Origin of the sequence: Salmonella sp. SAL-020, assembly GCF_017372215.1 — a bacterium.
GTDB classification, from domain to species: Bacteria; Pseudomonadota; Gammaproteobacteria; order Enterobacterales; family Enterobacteriaceae; genus Salmonella; species Salmonella enterica.
Genome location: NZ_CP071690.1, coordinates 1,728,248 through 1,744,282, shown reverse-complemented (window position 1 = coordinate 1,744,282; position 16,035 = coordinate 1,728,248). Strand labels below are relative to the sequence as shown.

Below are 16,035 nucleotides of genomic sequence, written 5' to 3'. Positions count from 1 at the left end.
TCCCCCCCCCTCAAAAATTAGAAATTTAAACCAAAAAACTCTTCAAATTTGCTAACTACATAATCTAAATGCTCTGTAGTCAAGCCAGGATAAATACCAATCCAGAACGTTTGATTCATTATACGGTCGGTATTTGTCAACTCACCCACTACACGATATTTCACATTAGCAAAATACGGTTGGCGAATCAGATTTCCAGCAAACAGTAAACGTGTACCGATTTTTGCTTCATCAAGGAATTTCACCAGTTCGACACGGTTAACACCGCTAGTTTCTTTCAGGGTGATAGGGAAGCCAAACCAGGATGGGTCTGATTTCTCTGTTGCTTCTGGTAATTCGAGGAATTCAGTGCAAGATTGCAAGCCCTGTTTCAGATAGGAAAAGTTAGCTTTACGCTGCTCTACAAACTCTTCTACGCGCTCCAACTGAGCCAGACCACATGCTGCCTGCATGTCCGTGATTTTGAGATTATATCCGAGGTGGGAATAAGTATATTTGTGATCATAGCCTTGAGGAAGTGATCCCAATTGCTGACCAAAACGTTTACCGCAGGTGTTATCGCATCCTGGCGCACAATAACAATCCCGGCCCCAGTCACGGAACGACTCAATAATTTTCTTCAGTTCACCTGACTTGGTGAATACAGCACCGCCTTCACCCATTGTGATATGGTGAGCCGGATAAAAACTAACGGTTCCGATGTCACCAAAGGTACCTACCATCTGGCCTTCATAAGTCGTCCCAAGGGCATCACAGCAGTCTTCAATCAACCATAAGTTATATTTATCGGCAATCCGACGAACTTCACTCAGGTTAAATGCATTACCGAGTGTATGAGCGATCATTATCGCTTTTGATTTCTCAGTAACTGCAGCTTCAATGAGAGAGGCATCGATATTATATGTCGGGATATCAACATCCACGAATACCGGTATTAAACCATTCTGGATCGCCGGGTTAACTGTAGTCGGGAAGCCAGCAGCGACAGTAATAACCTCATCACCAGGTTTGAGAGCACGCTCGCCTAATTTTGGGGAAGTCAGCGCAGTCAGTGCCAGCAAGTTTGCCGAAGAGCCAGATGTAGTCGTTAAAACATGAGGAACCCCAATAAATTCCCCAAGTTTTTTCTCAAAGGCATCATTGAAACGACCAGTAGTTAGCCATCCATCAAGAGACGCCTCAACCATCAATTGTAACTCTTTGGCACCAATAACCTTCCCGGAAGGAGGCACAACGCTTGTACCTGCAACAAAAGGTTTCGGGCTCAATGCCTCATTCGCATACTGAGCGACAAGCTGAGAGATTTGCTCACGCAGGTTATTTGCTGTCATTACTTTGATTCCTTAAACTTATTTTCTTAACGAGTAGTTGCAGACATATAGTCGCTGATTTCACGCTTTGAACAAATCAACATATCTTCGCCGCGAATCCATGCTTTATGCCATTTTACGATGCGACCAAGTGTTTCAGTCAATCCCCAACGCGGATGCCATCCTAATTGCATATTTGCTTTAGAGCAATCCAGTTTCAGGTAATGTGCCTCATGAGGATGATTCTCACCATCCAGTAACCAGCTTGCATCATCACCCCAAAGCGTGACCATCTTGTCAACAATAAATTCGACCGTCTTCGCATCTTCATCACGCGGGCCGAAATTCCATCCTTCAGAAAACTTAGCACCTTCTGTATATAAGCGTTGCGCCACCACAATGTAACCAGAAAGAGGCTCCAGTACATGCTGCCAGGGACGGATAGAATATGGGTTTCGAATAATAACCTGCTGGTTATTTTCAAATGAGCGCAGAATATCGGGAATTAAACGGTCTTTAGCCCAATCGCCTCCGCCTATGACATTACCAGCCCTCACAGACGCCAAACCAACGCCATGTTGCTCATAATTTGCAGGATTGAAGAATGAGTTCCGGAATGCAGACGCGACTAATTCTGCACAACCTTTACTATTAGAGTATGGATCGTACCCTCCCATGGGTTCGTTCTCACGATAGCCCCACACCCACTCACGATTGTCGTAGCACTTATCACTGGTGATATTTACGACTGCCTTTATGTTACCTACTTGCTTAACTGCTTCAAGCAAATGGACAGTACCCATAACATTTGTTGAGTATGTTTCGATTGGCTGTTCATAAGATAGGCGCACTAAAGGCTGGGCTGCCATATGGAAAACAATTTCTGGCTTAAATTCTGCAATAGAATTGCGCAGCTTTTCAAAATCACGAATGTCGCCAATATGAGATTCCATAAGATCACTAAGACGCACTATCTCAAATAAACTTGGAACAGTTGGCGCATCAAGTGCATAGCCTTTTACAATTGCACCCATTTCAGTCAGCCATAGCGAAAGCCAGCTTCCTTTAAAGCCAGTATGGCCGGTAACGAATACACGTTTACCTTGCCAAAAATTTTTATCAATCATCTACTTACTCCCAGGTTTTCCACGGAGCTTTACCTTTTTCCCACAGCCCTTCAAGGTAAACTTTATCACGTAGGGTATCCATCGGCTGCCAGAAACCTGGGTGTTCAAAAGCCATTAACTCCCCCTGTTGTGCCAATGTCATTAATGGCTCTTGTTCCCAGGTTGTTGCATCGTTATCGATGAGATCGATAACCGATGGATTCAACACAAAGAAACCACCATTGATCATTGCCCCATCGCCTTTCGGTTTTTCCTGGAATGACCGGACCTGACCAGCTTGGATATCTAATGCGCCAAAACGTCCTGGTGGAAAAGTAGCTGTTAAAGTCGCTTTCTTACCGTGAGCCTTATGGAAATCGATAGTCGCTTTGATATCAAGGTCGGCAACGCCATCACCATAAGTAAACAGGAAAGCCTCGTCATCTTTTACGTATTCAGCAACACGTTTCAGACGACCACCAGTCATTGAAGAATCACCCGTATCAACCAATGTGACATTCCATGGTTCAACACGTTTATGGTGAACTTCCATACGATTTTCAGCCATATGGAATGTTACATCTGACATGTGAAGGAAGTAGTTCGCAAAATATTCTTTAATCACATATCCTTTATAACCACAGCAGATAATAAAATCCTTGATACCATGCACAGAATACATTTTCATAATGTGCCAAAGAATAGGCTTGCCACCAATTTCTACCATCGGTTTTGGTTTTACAATTGTTTCTTCACTTAGTCTGGTACCAAGTCCACCAGCCAGGATGACCGCTTTCATAAATTATCCTCAATATTATTTAGATGCGGTAAATGCATCAGAATAGAAATGTTCTACAGAGAGATTTTTCATCATAAAGTCCTTTTTACTGGCATCGATCATCACAGGTGAACCACATGCATATATATCGAAGAACTCTAGAGAATCAAAATCATCCATCACAGCATGATGGACAAATCCCTTTCTTCCCCCCCATTCGGCGTCATCACCAGAAACAACAGGGATATAATGAACGTTGTCGTGCTGTTCACTCCACTGCTGCGGTAATGCAGAGTAAAAATCTTTACTATCTTGCATTCCCCAGTAGATGTAGATCTCACGACGACATTTTCCCTGAATGAGATGCTCAACCATTGATTTAACTGGAGCGAATCCAGTACCGCCTGCAAGGAAGATTATAGGTCTGTCACTTTCACGAATAAAAAATGTTCCGCAAGGTCCTTCAATGCGCATAAGAGTATTTTCTTGTAACTCCCCAAAAATGAGAGAGCTCATCTGACCATTGGGAACATTCCTTACATGCAACTCAATACCATTCGACTCATCACTATTAGCGATAGAATAACTGCGAGTTACACCTTTATAATGTAAATTGATATACTGCCCTGGAAGGAAGCCAATTTTTGCTGTTGGTGGTGTGCGTAACTTCAAAGTCATAACATCGCCTGAAACCAGTACAGCACTATTTACCTTGCATGGGACAATTTTTTTTGTCTGTCCAGCTAGTTCAGGAAAAAAATGCGCATTTAGCTCAAGGGCGGTTTTAGGTTTACAGCAGCAGGTTAGTATTTTATCACCCTGTCCAAAAATATTACCTTTGGAGTCAACAACTTCTCCCGCCAACAAATCGGACTCACAGATACCACAATCACCCGCTTTGCAGCTATGTTCAAGATGGATGCCAGCCGATAGCGCAGCATCGAGGATTGATTCATCCTCTCTACCGGAAAATTCAATATTTGATGGAAAAATCTTAATAATATGAGACACGATGCTTACTCTGTTAACAAGGCTTGATGCAGTAAAGGTGCTGCAGCATCTTTTGCTGAAAGCTCAGGCAGCTGAGAAAAAGGCCATTCAATACCTATTGTCTCATCATTCCATAAAATGCTACCTTCCGATGAAGGTGAGTAATAATTAGTTGCTTTGTACAGAAACTCTGCATACTCACTAAGAGTAACAAAACCATGAGCAAAACCTTCTGGAATCCAAAGCTGTCGCTTATTCTCAGCAGATAGATTTACGCCAACCCATTGACCAAAAGTAGGCGATTCTTTTCGGATATCGACCGCAACATCAAAAACCTCACCGACAGCACAACGAACTAACTTCCCCTGTGCATTTTCTCCTCTCTGAAAATGTAGCCCTCTGAGTACGTTCTTTTTGGATTTTGAATGATTATCTTGAACAAATGTAACTTTACGTCCAATCAACTCTTCAAAGGTCTGCTGGTTATAACTTTCAAAAAAGAATCCCCTCTCATCGCCAAAAACTTTAGGCTCTAAGATCAAGACATCTGGTATTGCTGTTTTAATCACAATCATCACTTATAAACCTTTCACCATCTTCAGCAAATATTTGCCATAATCATTTTTTGATAATGGCCCGGCCAGTTCTATAACCTGTTGTGCATTTATAAAATTTTTACGAAATGCGATCTCTTCCGGGCAGGACACTTTTAGCCCCTGGCGTTCTTCGATGGTTGCAATAAAATTACTGGCCTCTATCAAACTCTGATGCGTCCCTGTATCCAGCCAGGCATAACCGCGCCCCATCATGGCGACAGACAATCTTCCCTGATCCATATAGATACGGTTAATATCCGTGATTTCTAACTCACCGCGAGCGGAAGGCTTAAGATTTTTCGCCATCTCCACCACGCTATTATCATAAAAATACAGCCCCGTTACCGCGTAATTACTCTTCGGTTGTAACGGTTTTTCCTCCAGACTAACGGCTGTGCCACTTTGGTCAAACTCAACCACACCGTAGCGCTCCGGATCGTTTACATGATAAGCAAAGACGGTAGCACCACTTTCTTTATTAACGGCAGCTTCCATTAACTTTGGTAAATCATGACCATAGAAGATATTGTCACCCAGTACTAATGCACAATCATCATTACCAATGAACTCTTCACCAATAATAAACGCCTGTGCTAAGCCATCCGGGCTTGGCTGTACTTTATATTGAAGATTCAGCCCCCACTGGCTGCCGTCTCCCAGCAGTTGTTGAAAACGCGGCGTGTCCTGTGGCGTACTGATGATCAGGATATCCCGAATGCCTGCCAGCATAAGCGTGGAAAGGGGATAGTAAATCATCGGTTTATCATAAATTGGTAGCAATTGCTTACTTACCGCCATGGTCACCGGATAAAGACGGGTGCCGGAGCCCCCCGCTAAAATAATGCCCTTACGCGTTTTCATTTCCATTTCTCATTCATAGAAAATGCCCTGATGGGCATTTAAATTTATCAGATGGTTGTCGTCGTAAACATTTCAGTCAGCATGCGCTTAACTCCTAATTCCCATTGCGGCAGAATAAGGTCAAAATTACGCTGAAACTTTTCAGTATTGAGACGCGAATTGCCTGGTCTGCTCGCCGGCGTCGGGTAGGCGCTGGTCGGCACAGCATTAAGCTCAGTCAGCGCAAGCGTTATCCCTGCTTTGCGCGCCTCGTCAAAGACTAAGGCCGCGTAGTCATGCCAGGTTGTGGTTCCCCCGGCAACCAGATGGTAAAGACCTGCGACTTCTGGTTTCTTTAACGCCACACGGATCGCATGAGCCGTGCAGTCAGCCAGTAATTCTGCACCGGTTGGCGCACCGTACTGATCGTTGATGACTGAAAGTGTCTGACGCTCTTTCGCCAGACGAAGCATTGTCTTTGCGAAATTATTGCCCTTACCTGCATAAACCCAACTGGTGCGGAAGATAAGATGCTTAGGGCAGTTATCCTGCAGGGCCTTTTCTCCCGCCAGTTTGGTCTTGCCATAGACATTCAGCGGCGACGTAGCGTCCGTTTCCTGCCATGGGATATCGCCGGTACCAGGAAATACATAATCGGTTGAATAATGCACTACCCATGCGCCAGTTTCGTTGGCTGCTTTAGCGATGGCTTCCACACTGGTGGCGTTAAGTAACTGCGCCAGTTCTGGTTCAGACTCTGCTTTATCTACTGCAGTATGTGCTGCTGCGTTAACAATCACATCGGGACGAAGCTTACGAACGGTTTCGGCAACGCCTTTCGGATTACTAAAATCACCGCAAAACTCTTTTGAATGGACATCCAGGGCAATCAGATTCCCTACTGGTGCCAGAGAACGTTGCAACTCCCAGCCTACTTGCCCTGTCTTACCAAAAAGTAAGATATTCATTACTGGCGTCCTTCATAGTTCTGTTCTATCCAACTCTGATACGCCCCACTTTTAACATTGTTTACCCATTGAGTATTTGCAAGGTACCATTCCACTGTTTTACGAATACCGCTTTCAAAGGTCTCCAGCGGTTTCCAGCCTAATTCGCGGCTAATTTTACCTGCATCAATGGCATAACGACGATCATGGCCCGGACGATCCGCGACATAAGTGATTTGTTCACGATAAGAAGTCGCTTTGGGTACAATCTCGTCCAGCAGATCACAGATGGTAAATACCACATCGAGATTTTTCTTCTCATTGTGGCCACCAATGTTATAAGTCTCCCCCGCCTTGCCTTCAGTCACTACCATATGAAGCGCGCGAGCATGATCTTCTACATATAGCCAATCGCGAATCTGATCCCCTTTGCCATAAATTGGCAAAGGCTTTCCTTCCAGTGCGTTCAAAATGACCAACGGAATCAGTTTTTCAGGGAAGTGATAAGGGCCATAGTTATTAGAACAATTGGTAACGATCGTTGGTAGACCATAGGTACGCCGCCAGGCACGGACTAAATGATCGCTGGATGCTTTTGACGCAGAATAGGGGCTACTTGGCGCATATGCCGTCGTTTCAGTAAATAACGGCAGCGTAACGCTGTTTTCAACTTCATCAGGATGCGGTAAATCGCCGTAAACTTCATCAGTGGAAATATGATGAAAACGAAAATTATTTTTTTTATCTTCGCCAAGCGCAGACCAGTATTTACGCGCAACTTCAAGAAGTACATAGGTGCCGACGATATTGGTTTCAATAAATGCTGCTGGCCCGGTAATCGAACGGTCCACATGACTTTCCGCAGCCAAATGCATCACCGCGTCCGGCTGGTACTGCTCAAAAATACGCGTTATTTCAGCGGAATCACAAATATCCGCGTGTTCAAAATTGTAGCGATTACTCTCAGAAATATCAGAAAGGGATTCAAGATTACCGGCGTAGGTTAATTTATCAATATTAACTACAGTGTCCTGTGTATTCTTAATAATATGGCGGACAACAGCTGATCCAATAAAACCTGCCCCGCCAGTAATAAGTATCTTCACTTTTCTATTCCATAAGGCGTATTTAATGTGGTATTTAATTTGCCAATAAAAATTAATTGCTCAAGTCGTTACACACGCTACCGCCCCTGGCTCATCAGCTACCAGTGCACTGCGTACATATCGACTTGTTACAAACCTCGCCCAGCAGGGCAAAGCTCACTAAAACTTAAACGCTAATTGTCTTATTAATTGCATCCGGAAACAAGGATTAATCTTATAAAATCAGCATTAAAATGCTCCAGATAACCCCTTGTTACTTAAGCCCTTTATACAAAACTAAAACGGCAGTCAACACTCGCTTCAGCCAACTTGCCGCTTCGAATGTTCACTGCCGTTATTATGTTTATCACCAACCATTTATCACGGTTGTTAATACTTATTCATGCAAAAGCTGCTCTATGCTCTTACGGAACTTCGCTCCTTCTTTCAGGTTGCGCAGCCCGTACTTCACAAATGCCTGCATGTAGCCCATTTTTTTACCGCAGTCATAGCTGTCACCCGTCATTAGCATCGCGTCAACCGACTGTTTTTTCGCCAGTTCTGCAATGGCATCGGTGAGCTGGATACGGCCCCAGGCGCCCGGTTCGGTTCTTTCCAGTTCCGCCCAGATGTCGGCTGAAAGCACATAACGGCCTACCGCCATCAAATCGGAATCCAGCGTCTGCGGCTGATCCGGTTTTTCGATAAACTCCACAATCCGGCTGACTTTGCCTTCATTATCCAGAGGTTCTTTCGTCTGGATAACGGAATACTCCGATAAATCACCTTTCATGCGCTTCGCCAGCACCTGGCTGCGACCCGTTTCATTGAAACGCGCCACCATCGCCGCAAGGTTATAGCGCAGCGGATCGGCGGTAGCATCATCGATAATAATATCCGGGAGTACCACAATGAAAGGGTTATCGCCCACGACCGGACGCGCGCACAGAATAGAGTGCCCCAGCCCTAACGGCTGCGCCTGGCGAACGTTCATAATCGTCACGCCCGGTGGGCAGATAGATTGCACTTCCGCCAAAAGCTGGCGCTTAACGCGCTGCTCAAGAAGTGATTCAAGTTCATAAGAGGTGTCGAAGTGGTTCTCAACGGCGTTTTTAGACGCGTGAGTCACCAGTACGATTTCTTTGATCCCTGCAGCCACAATCTCATCGACAATGTACTGAATCATTGGCTTGTCGACGATCGGTAGCATCTCTTTTGGGATTGCCTTGGTGGCAGGCAACATATGCATACCCAAACCCGCTACCGGTATAACTGCTTTCAAATTCATCATTGTTTCTTCCACCTGTAAAATGGTTGCTGAATTATAGCTCTTTAGCTTGTTTTCGCCAGCATGAATTACTCTGCTGCCAGGGATAATGATGGCACGCTTTACATTACGTCTTAGTCGGCACCATAACATTAAGTATGAACAACTTTTTCCCAGGAATTTTCGTAAAAATAGCGGTACTTACCCTCCCCGCTTCGGCAGCGAAAAATTCACTGCTTCGACATTCACGGTTTGGTGATTAATCCTGTCGATATCCACGGAACTCTGCCCGTTTTCATTGATGGCATGAACATTAGCGAGGGAAAGCAGCGTGTCCTGGCGGGCCATAAATTGACCACGGACATCTTTACGCAAATCGAAATGCATTTTTAACGCCGGGCCAATCGCTGAAGTTTGCATCACGTTGATATTACGCAGAAAGAGGTGCTGCGGTTGATTATGCAGTTCCAGCGTAGCACGCGTCATCCGTACATTGGTGATGGCGACAAAAGAGGGGATGTTGCCGGAGGAAATTTGAATGCCGCGTAATTTATAAGCAACCTGGCGATTATCCAACCGAATAGCGTTTAATTTAAAGTTTTGCGGAATTGACAGGTATTTTCCTTTAACGACGCCATAGCCGATGAGCATCCCAGCACTATTCGTCATATCAATATTATCAATGACGAAATTATCACAGCCATAAATGGCGATCGTTGCGTTATCAATACCCGCATTTTTACTGAAATCGGGCGTGATGTTTTTGGCTTTGACATTGCGAATGACGAAATGTTTGCCATTTTCTACGTGCACCAGCTGTCGGCAATCAGATCCGGTAATATTGGCCACCACAAAGTTTTTTACTGCCTGATCTTCAGGATAACTGTTGTCATAGGTGCTACCCGCCAGCCCGATGCCGATCCCCCAGTTGATTTTGCCATTGGTACAATCAATGCGTTCGATGACATGATCGGAAATCAGGATGTCGCGGTCGTGAATCGCGACATTCCACTCAATGGCGTCCCCCTGCAAATCGCTAAAGCGGCTATGCGTAATCCGCGCGCCGTCCATTTGGTTATGAAATCCCTGGCGGAGAATGGCGTAGTTGGCGTGGGTAACGGTGATGTCATCGATAATGAGATTACGCATCACCTGCGGTTCCTTACCGCCGATGAAAATTTGCGCGACGGGGCCAAAGCCGCTCATCGTCACGCCTTTAATCACACAGTCCGACCCGCGAACATCCAGCGTCACATTGTGCAGACTGCCGCCCTGCTCCCCCACCACCTGACACCCGTCCTGCAAAATAAACCGTCCCCGGCCATTCCCACGCACCGCGCCCTGTACCCGCAGCGTTTTTCCCGCCGGAATCGTTATCGCCGCATTGATATTTTCACACACCCATCCTGGCGGTAAGACCACGGTCTGTCCGTCGGCGAAGGCCTGTTTGAACGAGGCGATACCGTCATCCGCCGGATAATCCTTAATATCGACGGTCTCGCGAGGTTCACGCGCCTGTACCGGCAAGGCGCGCAGAAAAGGAAGAACAGCAAGCGCGGAACCTGCCGTCAGGAGGGTACGTCGGGAGAACTTATTCACGGGCATACCACCTCGTTTATATCGTTTGTAGCAGGCTGGCTAGCTGGCGATTAATCGCCTGCTGATTAAAATCTTGCGCCACTTTTTCACGGGCGCGCGTGATCACCGACTCCAGCGTGTCGTGGTCAATCCGGCTGAACTCAGCGAGTCGGGCCGCCAGCGCCTGCGCATCGTTTTCCGGCACCAGCCAGCCGGATTTGCCGGCCTCCACCAGTTCCGGAATACCGCTATGCACGGTAGATACCACGGGAATCCCTACCGCCATCGCCTCCATCAGCGCTACCGGAATACCTTCCATATCGCCATCCGTACCGGTAATCGACGGCAGCAAAAAAACATCGGCGTCATCCAGCATCGCCTTCACTTCATGGCTCGGTTTAAACCCCGGCATCTCAATGACATCCTCTAGCTGATACTGCTCGATGAGCGTGCGCAGCCGACGTTCCCACGGGCCAATGCCCAGAATGCGGTAGCGAAACGCCACGCCCTGCGCTTTCAGTTGCCGACAGGCTTCAATCGCCACATGCAGGCCTTTTTTCTCAGTCAGGCGCGCGACGGAAATCATCTCCAGCGGCATCCCTGGCGCTTTCACCGGACGATAGGTAAAACGCGTCATGTCGACGCCCATGCGCGAAACGGCAATCTTTTCCGGCGGACAGCCCATACTTTTCAGGCGACCGGCCCACAGTTCGCTGATGGGCAGCATCAGATCGCCACGACGAAACAACTGCTGATACTCCGGCGTGTAATGACTGAGCACTTCGCGGCTGGAAATATCAATCCCGTGGAAAATAGTCGCGATTTTGCCGCGAAGCACGCCCAGTTCGCGTAGTTTGGCCGCCGTCACGCCCGCCGGACCAAAGTGTGCGATGAACACATCCGCCCCAAAAGGCTGGCTCACCTGCGCGCAAATCGCGGAAAGGATCAAATTGCGTGATTCATCGCCATAGCGGGTAAAATTGAGCGCTTTCCAGGTCGCCGCCCGATGCAGCCCCGGCAGCGTTTTACATGCCCGGTAGCGCAGTTTCGCCAGCCGTCCCTGGGGCTCATCCTGTAACCAGCGGGTTTTCGCCGCCAGGCCATACTTCTCCCAGGCGGCGTGAGTATGTTGGGTATCGCCTTTTTGTAACGCGACAATCTCCACCTCATGGCCCATATCAATAAACGCAGTAATCTGATTCAGCACAAAGGTTTCCGATGAGAGTGGAAATTTCAGCAGAAAAAAGCTGACTTTCATTGCGCCTCCCGAATTCTGTCGAGAACAGATTTGATCATCGTGAACCCTTTCGCCCGCTCCTCGGTGACGGCGTTAGCCACTTTTGCCTTTAGCGCAGGCAATTGATTGAGCGTATCGGCCACCACGCTTTGTAATGAACCGTTCAGCAAGTGACGGATATCGATGGCCAATTCCGCCAGGCCTAGCTGCTGCATAATCCCGGCGGATTTATGTTCATAATTAATGGCGATGGCGGGTGTGCCAAAATTCATGGAGATAATGGCGGAATGCAGGCGCGTCCCGATGGTCAGTACGCAGGAGGCGAGGATCTTTCCGATTTCCACGTCATTGAGTTCGTCCATCGCGATATGGAAATTCTCTGAGTCGTTTACATACTTCGCCATCCGTAACGCAACCATCCGGTCATCGCGGTTATAGCGATCGATACTGGTGCAGGTTGACAGCGCCAGTACCTGATAACCGTCCGCAATCAGGCGATTCACGACCTGGGCAAATGCCTGCTCATAGGCCTGCTGAGTGGTGCCCAGGCGTTTATCAAACGGCTCCAGATCGCGCAACGTAATCGCGACGGTTTTGCGGCGCGCGGTGACGTCCAGCCAGTGCTGCACAGCATAACTGGCAACAAACTCGTCGTGACGGCGTTCGACTAACCAGGCGGTATCCACCCCCTGCTCCACTTTCCGGGTATCGATCTGCGCGGCGGTCATCATATCGCGGCTGACGGTTTCACGCAGGATCAGCGCACTGGTGCGGCCAAAAACATAATTGGCGAGCTGGTTAAAGTCAGGATTCTGGAAAGGGCCGACGCTATGTCCCACCATATAAATTGGTTTGTTCGCCATAAACGCGCACAGCGGATATTCAAAGTGAGTCAAACCGTATAAGTCGACATAGTTTGAACCGCCCACCTGAATGACGGCGTCATACTGCGCAATAAATTGCGCGAATTCGGCAAATTCCGGCGCGATAGCAAAATTACGCAGCGATCCTTCCTGGGCGACTTTAGACAATAAAATTTTATGCTGAAAACGACGGCGTAATACTTTTTTCACCCGACCGTTAAGCCCTGCCGCCGCCTGCTGTTTCTGGCTTAACTGATACAGCGGGTCGGCAATAATCGGGCGCCCCTGCAACCAGGCGGAACTCACCGGGAAACGGCTCATCACATCCATCTCCGCCTCCGGCGCCTGTTGACGGATGGCATCAAGCAAACCGCGCATAATGGCGCTATCACCACGGTTGCCGCATGTGTGGTTGCCTAAAATTAATAATTTCATAAATAGCCTCTTATATCCCCGTCATCCGACACGTAATAACTTTTTCATTTTTGCACTGCCAACAAGCTGATTTTTAATTTCCATCACCAGCGCATTGCGTGAAAAAATAATCATCAAAATAAAACTCAAAATACCGACCATAACCTGTAGTGCGAATACCCCTGACAACGGTAAATAGCCGTCGGCCAGCTTTCCTGCGCCGTAGCTGGTAATAAATGTTGGCAATGAGAGATAAAACGGTAGCCACAGGCTGAGAATATACTGACGATAGCTGGAGCCGAGTACCGGCTTAATCATCACGAAATAGCTCAGAATGGTGTTGATGATTTGCACCACCAGGAACCCCAGCGTCACGCCAATCGCCCCCGCCAGATGGCCGCCAATGAGAATTGCCGGGATAAACAGAAACGTTTTAAAGACGTTGAACTTAAAGCTGATATCCACGCGCGCTTTCGCCATCAGCAGCGAACCAATCGGGTTGCCGACCGAGCGCAACAGCCCCACCACGCACAGCAATTGCAGGATCGGGATAATACTGTTCCACTTCTCGCCAAACACTAACGGCACAAAATTGTTCGCCACTACCATCAGGCCCAACAGCGCGGGAAAATTGATAATTCCCACCACGGAAAGCAACTTATAGAAGTTGACGCGCAGCTTCTCGGTATCGTCCTGGATTTTGGCGAATGCCGGAAATAGCACGCGAGTAATGATGGGGTTAAGCTTCGCCGGCGGCACAACCGCCACGTTGTACGCGAGGTTATATCCCCCGGCGACGCTTGCGCCGAGAATTCTCGCCAGTACCAGCGTCGATAAATTCGTGTTGATGTAATTGACGATACTGTCCGCCGTCAGCCACGCGCCAAAACGCAGGTTCGTGGACACCGATGCCAGCGAAAAATGCAGCCCCGGACGGTAAATCTTGCGGCCAAAGTAACCAAACAGCAGCGTTCGCACCGCACTGTTCACCAGATAGCCGAGAATCGCGGTTAACGCCAGCGGCCAGTAATGGGCGCTAATCACCGTAAAGGTGAACCCCGCCAGCACGGAGGTCGTTTCGATCATGCCGATCTTATTGAACTCCAGCTCTTTTTGCATCAGAGCGCGGAACTGCTGCCCGTGAGGGATCACGATGAACGCCAGCGACAACGTTTTGATTAACGGCGCGAGATCCGGGTTATGCAAAACATGGGCAATCGCATCGCTCAGCCAAAAGACCACCGCAAATACCACAATCCCAAGCCCAACGTTTAGCCAGTAGAGCGTGGTCAGCTCCAGATGCCCAATCGTTTTACGCTGGATAATCGAGTTCGCGATGCCAAAGTCCGAGATCGTGTCGGCCAGCGCGATAATCACCAGCGAGACGGTCAACAGGCCAAACTGGTGGTTGTCGATGATCCGCGCCAGCACCGTCATCTGAATTAACCCCAGACCGATAATCACTATCGTGGCGATAGCCGACCATTTAGCGCCGCTGATCGTTTTTTGTCGTAAACTCATTCTTTTCTCCAGAACCTGTTCACAAGGCGTCATTGGCGCAGCCAGATTGAGCACTGCCCTGGTGCAATATGGCAAGTAAAATAGCCTTGTGGGTCAGGTTCTTAATACGCCGCTTTATTAACAAACCCTTTAAAAATCGTCAGAAAAACGATTTTGATATCGAACCAAATACTCCATTCGCGGATGTATTCCAGGTCGAATTCCACGCGTTTTTCCATTTTCTCCAGCGTATCGGTCTCACCGCGCCAGCCATTAATTTGCGCCCAGCCGGTGATGCCCGGCTTCATCTTGTGGCGTAGCATGTAACCTTCAATCAACTGACGATACTGTTCGTTATGCGCCACCGCGTGCGGGCGAGGACCGACGATGGACATCCCGCCAGTTAATACGTTGATAAACTGCGGCAATTCATCCAGCGAGGTACGACGCAAAAAGTTACCTACCCGGGTGACGCGCGGATCGTTTTGCGTCGCCTGGGTAACGACCTTATCGTTCTCCATCACCTTCATTGAGCGGAACTTCCAGACCTTGATCGGCTTGCCGTCCATCCCGTAGCGCGTCTGACGGAAAATCACCGGCCCGGGCGAGCTCAATTTGACCGCCAGCGCAATGCAGCACAGTACCGGTGAGATGAGCAGCAGAATCAGCGACGCCAGCACGATATCTTCTGCCCGTTTAAGCAGACGGTTAATCCCTGATAGCGGCGTGTCATACAGCGGAACGACCGGAACGCCGCTCATCTCCTCCACGCGCGAGTGGAGAATATTAAAGGTGAACACATCGGGAATAAGGATCACCGAGCAGGTGGTGTCGGCCAGCTCGCGCACCAGTTTTTTCACCATGGCGCCGTCGCTCATCGACATGGCGATATAAACATTGTGAATTCGCGAGGCTTTCGCATCGTCAATTAACTGCTCGAAGTTCCCGGCCCAGTCAGCAGAGACGCCGCCCGGTTTAGGATCGTGATAGACGCCCACCACCTCAAAACCCAGCCACGGCTCATTACGGAAGCTATCCAGCAACGCCTGACCCGCAGGCAAATCTCCGGCGACGGCGACCCGGCGAGTGTTATAACCACGATTGCGTAGCCAGCCCGCGCCGAAACGAATAAATGAACGGCATAACACTAAGCCCAGGCTGGACAGCGCATACCAAGCCAGCCAGGTGGCGAGGCGGTTGTCAAAGTCATCATTAAACGCCACCAGACCGGCGCTGAAGATCAGGCTCAGCGTCCAGTTTTGCAGTAACAGCGTTAACTCTGTCGACATTTTGACGCCGCGCCAGGAGCGATAAAAATCGGTCATCCCGCCCAGCATTTGAAAAACAACCAGCGTAATCAGCGCCACCAACAGGTGCATGTACAGGAATGGCAGTCCACTGACTTCACAGATGAACCACAGCCCGCCAAACATGATGGTGATATCTGAAAAGCGTTGCACCATAGAGATTAACGATGCATTGGTTTTGGCTCGTTCGCGCTTTTTTAGATTTGTCATCGTTGTT

General features: G+C 48.3%; 13 protein-coding genes and 1 pseudogene. All 14 read right to left on the bottom strand.

The genetic code is table 11. The annotated features are described in order from the left end of the window. Positions 1-17 precede the first annotated feature (17 nt). A complete protein-coding gene (rfbH, locus tag J1G48_RS08170; protein ID WP_000126349.1) occupies positions 18-1,331 on the bottom strand; it encodes a lipopolysaccharide biosynthesis protein RfbH in 1,314 nt (437 codons plus the stop codon). Between the two features lie 26 nt (positions 1,332-1,357). Then, positions 1,358-2,437 (bottom strand): CDP-glucose 4,6-dehydratase, encoded by a 1,080-nt coding sequence (rfbG, locus tag J1G48_RS08165; protein ID WP_000565913.1) that lies wholly within the window; start codon positions 2,435-2,437, stop codon positions 1,358-1,360. A gap of 4 nt (positions 2,438-2,441) precedes the next feature. Next, entirely contained in the window at positions 2,442-3,215 is a 774-nt protein-coding gene (gene rfbF, locus J1G48_RS08160; protein ID WP_000648783.1) for a glucose-1-phosphate cytidylyltransferase, read from the bottom strand. Beyond that, positions 3,212-4,205, bottom strand: a pseudogene (locus J1G48_RS08155) (CDP-6-deoxy-delta-3,4-glucoseen reductase). Before J1G48_RS08155 ends, rfbF begins: the two are co-directional and overlap by 4 nt. A gap of 5 nt (positions 4,206-4,210) precedes the next feature. Continuing rightward, positions 4,211-4,762 carry a dTDP-4-dehydrorhamnose 3,5-epimerase gene (gene rfbC, locus J1G48_RS08150; protein ID WP_000973709.1) on the bottom strand — a complete coding sequence of 184 codons (552 nt, stop codon included), beginning with the start codon at positions 4,760-4,762 and terminating at the stop codon, positions 4,211-4,213. Further along, positions 4,763-5,641, bottom strand: coding sequence for a glucose-1-phosphate thymidylyltransferase RfbA (gene rfbA, locus J1G48_RS08145; protein ID WP_000857535.1), 879 nt, complete (start codon positions 5,639-5,641; stop codon positions 4,763-4,765). A gap of 47 nt (positions 5,642-5,688) precedes the next feature. Beyond that, entirely contained in the window at positions 5,689-6,588 is a 900-nt protein-coding gene (gene rfbD, locus J1G48_RS08140) for a dTDP-4-dehydrorhamnose reductase (RefSeq protein ID WP_001023658.1), read from the bottom strand. Then, positions 6,588-7,673 carry a dTDP-glucose 4,6-dehydratase gene (gene rfbB / locus J1G48_RS08135; RefSeq protein WP_000697846.1) on the bottom strand — a complete coding sequence of 362 codons (1,086 nt, stop codon included), beginning with the start codon at positions 7,671-7,673 and terminating at the stop codon, positions 6,588-6,590. Before rfbB ends, rfbD begins: the two co-directional genes overlap by 1 nt. A 376-nt stretch (positions 7,674-8,049) precedes the next feature. Next, the gene (gene galF, locus J1G48_RS08130; protein ID WP_000981469.1) at positions 8,050-8,943 is read right to left on the bottom strand and encodes a GalU regulator GalF; all 894 of its coding nucleotides are present in this window, start codon (positions 8,941-8,943) and stop codon (positions 8,050-8,052) included. A 177-nt stretch (positions 8,944-9,120) separates the two neighbouring features. Continuing rightward, positions 9,121-10,524, bottom strand: a complete 1,404-nt coding sequence (gene wcaM, locus J1G48_RS08125; protein WP_001144948.1) for a colanic acid biosynthesis protein WcaM — start codon at positions 10,522-10,524, stop codon at positions 9,121-9,123. Positions 10,525-10,534: 10 nt separating this feature from the next. Beyond that, positions 10,535-11,755, bottom strand: a complete 1,221-nt coding sequence (gene wcaL, locus J1G48_RS08120) for a colanic acid biosynthesis glycosyltransferase WcaL (RefSeq protein WP_000868514.1) — start codon at positions 11,753-11,755, stop codon at positions 10,535-10,537. Continuing rightward, positions 11,752-13,032 carry a colanic acid biosynthesis pyruvyl transferase WcaK gene (gene wcaK, locus J1G48_RS08115; protein ID WP_000770911.1) on the bottom strand — a complete coding sequence of 427 codons (1,281 nt, stop codon included), beginning with the start codon at positions 13,030-13,032 and terminating at the stop codon, positions 11,752-11,754. The genes wcaL and wcaK overlap by 4 nt, the downstream gene beginning before the upstream one ends. 21 nt (positions 13,033-13,053) lie before the next feature. Continuing rightward, positions 13,054-14,532 carry a colanic acid undecaprenyl disphosphate flippase WzxC gene (wzxC, locus tag J1G48_RS08110; RefSeq protein ID WP_000058677.1) on the bottom strand — a complete coding sequence of 493 codons (1,479 nt, stop codon included), beginning with the start codon at positions 14,530-14,532 and terminating at the stop codon, positions 13,054-13,056. A 101-nt stretch (positions 14,533-14,633) separates the two neighbouring features. Continuing rightward, positions 14,634-16,028, bottom strand: coding sequence for an undecaprenyl-phosphate glucose phosphotransferase (gene wcaJ, locus J1G48_RS08105; protein ID WP_000183163.1), 1,395 nt, complete (start codon positions 16,026-16,028; stop codon positions 14,634-14,636). Positions 16,029-16,035 lie beyond the last annotated feature (7 nt).

Coding starts and splice junctions, on each gene's coding strand:
- rfbD (WP_001023658.1), bottom strand. CDS start 6,588: ATGAATATCTTACTTTTTGGTAAGACAGGGCAAGTAGGCTGGGAGTTG.
- wcaK (WP_000770911.1), bottom strand. CDS start 13,032: ATGAAATTATTAATTTTAGGCAACCACACATGCGGCAACCGTGGTGAT.
- wcaJ (WP_000183163.1), bottom strand. CDS start 16,028: ATGACAAATCTAAAAAAGCGCGAACGAGCCAAAACCAATGCATCGTTA.
- rfbG (WP_000565913.1), bottom strand. CDS start 2,437: ATGATTGATAAAAATTTTTGGCAAGGTAAACGTGTATTCGTTACCGGC.
- rfbA (WP_000857535.1), bottom strand. CDS start 5,641: ATGAAAACGCGTAAGGGCATTATTTTAGCGGGGGGCTCCGGCACCCGT.
- wcaM (WP_001144948.1), bottom strand. CDS start 10,524: ATGCCCGTGAATAAGTTCTCCCGACGTACCCTCCTGACGGCAGGTTCC.
- rfbF (WP_000648783.1), bottom strand. CDS start 3,215: ATGAAAGCGGTCATCCTGGCTGGTGGACTTGGTACCAGACTAAGTGAA.
- wzxC (WP_000058677.1), bottom strand. CDS start 14,532: ATGAGTTTACGACAAAAAACGATCAGCGGCGCTAAATGGTCGGCTATC.
- galF (WP_000981469.1), bottom strand. CDS start 8,943: ATGATGAATTTGAAAGCAGTTATACCGGTAGCGGGTTTGGGTATGCAT.
- wcaL (WP_000868514.1), bottom strand. CDS start 11,755: ATGAAAGTCAGCTTTTTTCTGCTGAAATTTCCACTCTCATCGGAAACC.
- rfbH (WP_000126349.1), bottom strand. CDS start 1,331: ATGACAGCAAATAACCTGCGTGAGCAAATCTCTCAGCTTGTCGCTCAG.